Genomic DNA, 5,917 nt, shown 5'->3' on the forward strand with positions numbered 1-5,917 from the left:
TCCTCCTTGGAGAGCGGCATAGCGAAGATGAGCACCGCTATAACCATATTGATGAGGCGCGTTTTCAGAGGATAAAGTTCCTGTGCTTCCATAGGTGTATAAGAAGAAACCGTTCTGTTTTTCTTGTTGTTTTCCTACGACAGATGTTCTGAGATTGGCTAACAAGGCATTTTGTTTTGCTATATCTGTCAATCCACTATAGAAGAGGGCATTGGGCATGACCAAATAGCTTGCCATTTGTGCTACAGGTGCTTCTACTGTTGAATTAGGACCAAGAAATTCTTTATGTAAGCGAAAATCCCAGAAATTTTCCTCCTTTTCATCAAAGAGACTTTGTTCAATATTCGCTTTGCCATGGCTTGATTCTGATCCGTAACCAGTTAGCGTATATTTGTAAGGAGAGCCACCTCTTGTGATATAGCCATGGGCTAATTTGAAGGAATTTTCATCAGCTTTTCCAGAAACTTGGATCAGTGAAATCCCACTACTGTTCGATGGGGCAGAAGCATTTATGACACTTTCTTTATCTCCTAAATCGCTTTTGATGTACACGGTTGTGCTTCCTGAGACATCGCCATGAATGAGAAGCCGATCGGTTTCTTGCTCTGTTATTGGTGTGCCATCAGTCCATTTTATATTGAAATAAATTTGTGCATTGCCTGTTGCATTATAGACGGCTTCGGTATCTGGTTTTCCAGAGCCTATATGTAATGTGTGGTAATGATTTTCTGTTGGCTCTTTAAAAATAAGAGAACTGTTTTCGAGATCTAGAACAGAAATATCAGAGCGTGATCTTTGAGCGATATCAAGCAGATTACCCTCAGCATCTTTTTCTTGTGTGCTGTTTTTTAAGATCCATTGTGTCCCATTTTTCAGGTCAAATCGTACGTTTCTCTCTTGTGCAATGTTTGCTCTGCCTTCTAAAGTTGAATGATCTGCATTTAAGGTGAAGCTACCGGTGGATATTTTCTTTATGTTTTCATCATTCCAGATATTTTCCTCTTGCCAAGAGATTTTGTCCCAAAAAATATCATCATCTAATAATACATCAGCATGGATTTTTGAATCTTTAAGATTGAGCGTACCGATTGATAGAGTAGGAATATCTCCAATGTTCTTTTTAGCAAGAGCTCCAACGACAATTCCAGTGCCATTGTCAACATGAAGCTCTGTATTGGCCAGATTGACTTCATTATTTCCATATGTTTGTAGGTCATCTAATTCATCTGTATTGGTTTTCAATAAAGCCATCAGTTGTACACCTATGTTTCCTGCTTTTGCCAAAGTATTTGCTAGGCCAATCTTTCCCCCGCCTATTGCGGATAGTGCAACTTTTTTTACGTCTATTTGATTTTTAGTACCATTCTTCATTTTAATTGAGGCACCACCGGCTGCACCAAGAGCAAGATCAAAGTTTTTAATTATTGTATTACCATTTAATTCAATTTTGCTTTCAGACTCGTAGGAGCCTACAGCAACGGTTATGTTTTCACTCTCACCACCTATTATTGTTAGATCTCCACTGGTGATTTTGCTTCCACCATCTGCATAAAGACCTTCATCAACATTTTGAATGATTGTTTTGCCTGTTAAGTTAATTTCACTCTCAGCGCCTTCTGTCGTTAGACCAGAGCGCTCTGTGTCGAGTCCTGAATTGATTCTTTTCCCACCAGTAATTGTTAAATTTTCGCTGGTGATTTTGCCGCCATCAACTGCTCTAAGACCGTTTAAAGTGTTGTCGATTGTTGTATTGCCATGCAATTCAATTTTGCTCTTCTTACCAAGTGCAAGTGTGCCGGTTCCTATACCATCTGTTGTGAGCGTAACATCTGTGGCATCGATTTGTCCCTCGTGTTCTGTAAGCAATGCAACATTGCCACTTTTTGTAGTTGCACTTCCTCCTATCATTACAATTTTTGAATCTGAATCGCTTGCATAGATACCCTCTCCATGAGATGATATGACCGTAGTATTGTTTAAAGTAATGGAACTTCCCTGTTTTGCATATACTCCATCGCTTTCGCTTTCAAATGATCCTCCAGAGATTGTTATCGTTGAGTGATTATCTGCGACTATGGCATTTGTTGCTTGAGAGATTTTTACATTTGTTAAAGCAACTGTACTTTTATTTGCAGATACTCCTATGTTTAGTCGTGCATCATCCTTAACGCTTGATATTATCACATTTTCTAGTTTGTTTTCTTCTCTCTTACTGTTCTGGAAGGCAGCACCATTGTAGAAAGCTTTAATGTTCCCCCCCGTCATGCTGATTGCACCACCATCTTTTGCAAGCAGTCCATCGTCCTCAGATGATGTAATTTGATTAATGTTGGTTAAGGCAACGATACTGTTGTCTGTAGAAACTATTGTGGCTAGTTTTGCATCAAATGATCCTCCAGAGACCGTTATTGTAGAATCATTATTGGCAGAGATGGCGTTTCCTGCTTGTTTTACGATTACATTTGTTAAAGCAACTGTACTTTTATCTGCTGCTATTCCATTTTTGATTAGCGCGTCGTCTTTACCACTTGATATGGTCACATTTTCCAGTTTGTTTTCTTTTCTCTTACTATTCTCGAAGGCAGCACCAGCTTTAAAAGATTTAATGGCTCCTCCCGTCATGCTGATTGCACCACCATTTTTTGCAAGCAGTCCATCGTCCTCAGATGATGTAATTTGATTAATGTTAGTTAAGGCAACGATACTGTTGTCTGTAGAAACTATTGTGGCTAGTTTTGCATCAAATGATCCTCCAGAGACCGTTATTGTAGAATCATTATTGGCAGAGATGGCGTTTCCTGCTTGTTTTACGGTTACATTTGTTAAAGCAACTGTACTTTTATCTGCTGCTATTCCATTCATGATTAGCGCGTCGTCTTTAACACTTGAGATGATCACATTTTCTAGGCTGTTTTCTTTCCTCTTACTGTTTTCAAATTTAGCACCAGCGATGGCAGCTTTAATAGAGCCTTCAGTCATAGAGATTGCTCCACCGTTTTGTGCAAAAAGTGCGGTATCTTCAGATGATGTAATTTGATCAATGCTGGTTAAGGTAACCATACTGTCGTTTTCAGAAGCTATTGTTGCTAGTTTTGTATCAAAAGATCCTCCAGAGACCGTTATTGTAGACTCATTATCGGCAAGGAGGGCATGGGTTACTTGCGTTACTTTTACATTTTTTAAATCAACTGTACTTTTATTTGCATTGATTCCATTCTTGAGCAGCGTATCTTTTTTATCACTTGATATAGTCACATTTTCCAGTTTGTTTTCTTTTCTCTTACTGTTCTCAAATTTAGCACCAATTTCTGAAGTTTGAATGGTTCCCCCCGTCATGCTGATTGCACCACCATCTTTTGCATAAAGTCCGGAGTTCTCGGATGTAATTTGAACGCTGTTGTTTAAAGTAATGGTGCTACCATTATAAGCGCTTACGGCTATCTTTTTCGTCTCAAAAGATCCTCCAGAGATTGTTATTGTCGAATTATTATCGGCAGATACGGCATTATTTGCTTGCGTCACTTTTACATTTTCTAAAGTGACTGTACTTTTATTTGCATTGATTCCATTCAAGAGCAGCACATCTTCTTTATTACTTGAGATGGTCACATTTTCTAGTTTGTTTTCTTCTTTCTTACTGTTATCGAAGATAGCACCAGCGAAGGCAGCTTTAATGGTTCCTCCCGTCATGCGGATTACGCCATCTTCTTTTACTCCAAGCCCAATTTTACTATCGCTGATTTTTGTATCTCCAAGCAATTCAATCACACTGTTAGAGCCTTTAGAAAATGCACCAAATCCATTGGTAATTTTAATATTAGCGTTAGGGTCATCAGGTTTTATATCTATTCCGTCTCCATTTGTTGCTAAAGTAACATTTGTGACTGTAATATGTCCGCCATTCTCTGCAGATAATGCTGCAAATTCCCCCGTGATATTTCCCCCAGTCATTGTGATTGTGGATTGTGAGTCTTTTGAATAAAGTCCAACATTACCAGATGTAATTTGTGCATTGTTTAAAGTAATGGTGCTACCCTTTAGAGCAGCTATTGTCACATCTTTTGCATTAAACGACCCTCCAATGATCGTTATTGTAGAGTTATTATCGGCAAATACGGCATTGGTTGCTTGCGTCACTGTTACATTTTCCAGTTTATTTTCAGTGCTATGACTGTTGAAGAAATGAACGCCAGTGTTGGAAACTGTAATCGTTCCCCCAGTCATTTGAAGTACGGCATCATCTTTCGCTTCAAGACCAAAATGGATGTCAGAATCAGTGCCTTTAATGGTCGTTTTGTCTCCCGTTAATTTAATTGCACTGCCTTTGCCTTCAGCGCTTATAACGTAGATATTTGTGTCTTTATTTCCAGTTACCTTCAAATCAGTTCCGGTGATTTGACCACCTTTTAGGGCGTGAAGAGTCTCATAGGTGTCATCGTTAATAATCTCTTTTGTCTCTCCAGAAACTTCAAGAGATTTAGCATGGACATTGAATTGAATGTTAAACAACACAATAGCTGCTGTCGCCATAGATGACAGAAGGGATTTTTTATACACGAATGCTCTCCTTTTAAAGCCCCCAATATTCATTTCCCCGCAGTCTTCAAAAGAAGAATAGAAAATAGATATTGCTTTTCGTTAATTATTCATATGTAGCTCTGATAATTTATTTTGCGTTTGCTGTCAAAATGAAAATTTAATTTTCAAAATATATAATTAATATCATAATGTATTTATAACTTATGTGATTGTTATATATTATAATATTTGTAGTAATACTTATATTTTTTAGGAATTGGTAAAGTATTATGATACCATATGCATTTTTATTATTTATTTCTTTTAAATTATTTATGAAAAAATTTTTATTGAATGTGTTTAGCCTTAATGCAAAAAGAGCTTATTGTTCAAATATAATGCTAATATACGCATTGCTTATGTGTTTTTTTATGGAGACATTTGATATCATACCAACATTTCTAGGTTTTTGATAGAATTAGCGGCATGTTTTTGAGCGCAAGGTATTATGTTGATGTATGGTAAGAAAAACATATTGCATGCTAAATCTCAGTAAATGAAGGCGTTTGAAGCTGAATGCTTGAAGTGAATGCTTCTTTCATCGCATTGAAATTATACATGTCGTAAGAAATCATTATTTTGTGCTTTTGACATAATCTCTGACAACAAAATGGAAAAATATTTTTAGAAGCTTGTTATAATAATTAAAATACGTAACGTTTTTAGGTTGCCCCTTTTGTGAGATATAAAATTGAATATATAGTAATCATTACGACTGTTTTTGCTCTTTCTGTCCGTTTTAATTTTGAATCTATAAAAAATATGAGAGATCTTATAATACGTTAATGGATGCGGTGGTGAAAGAAAAGTTGCTTACAATAGATTATACTGCCATCACCATAAGTTGATCCTCAACCATAGCGTTTGAATTCTGGTGATGATAATCGGCTATTTAACAGGAAATCGTAGTTAAAAATTAATGAGCAGTGCCTATTCCATAAAAGTACAGAAAGTGACTTCGTTATGAGAAACAAGGTGGATACATAACAAAATCACCCTCGAAGCACCAGATAAGGGAAAGGAATCATGGGAAGATTAAATTTACGAGAAACAGAAAATCAAAGGATCAACTTAACCATTTGATCGATGTTGAAGAGTATTGAGACCAAAATCAAAAGTTCGCACTTTGGTGTGGAGGTAAGGAATAGGTGCAAGTTGCATCAATTGCGGGAGTCCAGCAATAGGGTAATGTTTACTCAATTCCTCAAACGCTCCTCTTTTTGATAATGTCCTTGAATAATGTGCTTAGGATACGGAAAAACTATTAGTCAATTTATGCTCAAAGAGGTGAACACATCTTATATACGCTGCTTCTCAAATAATATGATTCCAGCTCAAG

General features: G+C 36.9%; 2 protein-coding genes. Both read right to left on the reverse strand.

Annotated elements, in window-relative coordinates:
- Positions 1–4,557 (reverse strand): right-handed parallel beta-helix repeat-containing protein (locus tag B5V81_RS08455; RefSeq protein ID WP_212113080.1); only part of this gene is annotated, 4,557 nt, incomplete at its 3' end.
- Between the two features lie 1,092 nt (positions 4,558–5,649).
- A complete protein-coding gene (locus tag B5V81_RS09070; RefSeq protein ID WP_280528010.1) occupies positions 5,650–5,778 on the reverse strand; it encodes a hypothetical protein in 129 nt (42 codons plus the stop codon).
- Positions 5,779–5,917 lie beyond the last annotated feature (139 nt).

Origin of the sequence: Bartonella queenslandensis (genome assembly GCF_018155095.1) — a bacterium.
Classification (GTDB): Bacteria; Pseudomonadota; Alphaproteobacteria; order Rhizobiales; family Rhizobiaceae; genus Bartonella; species Bartonella queenslandensis_B.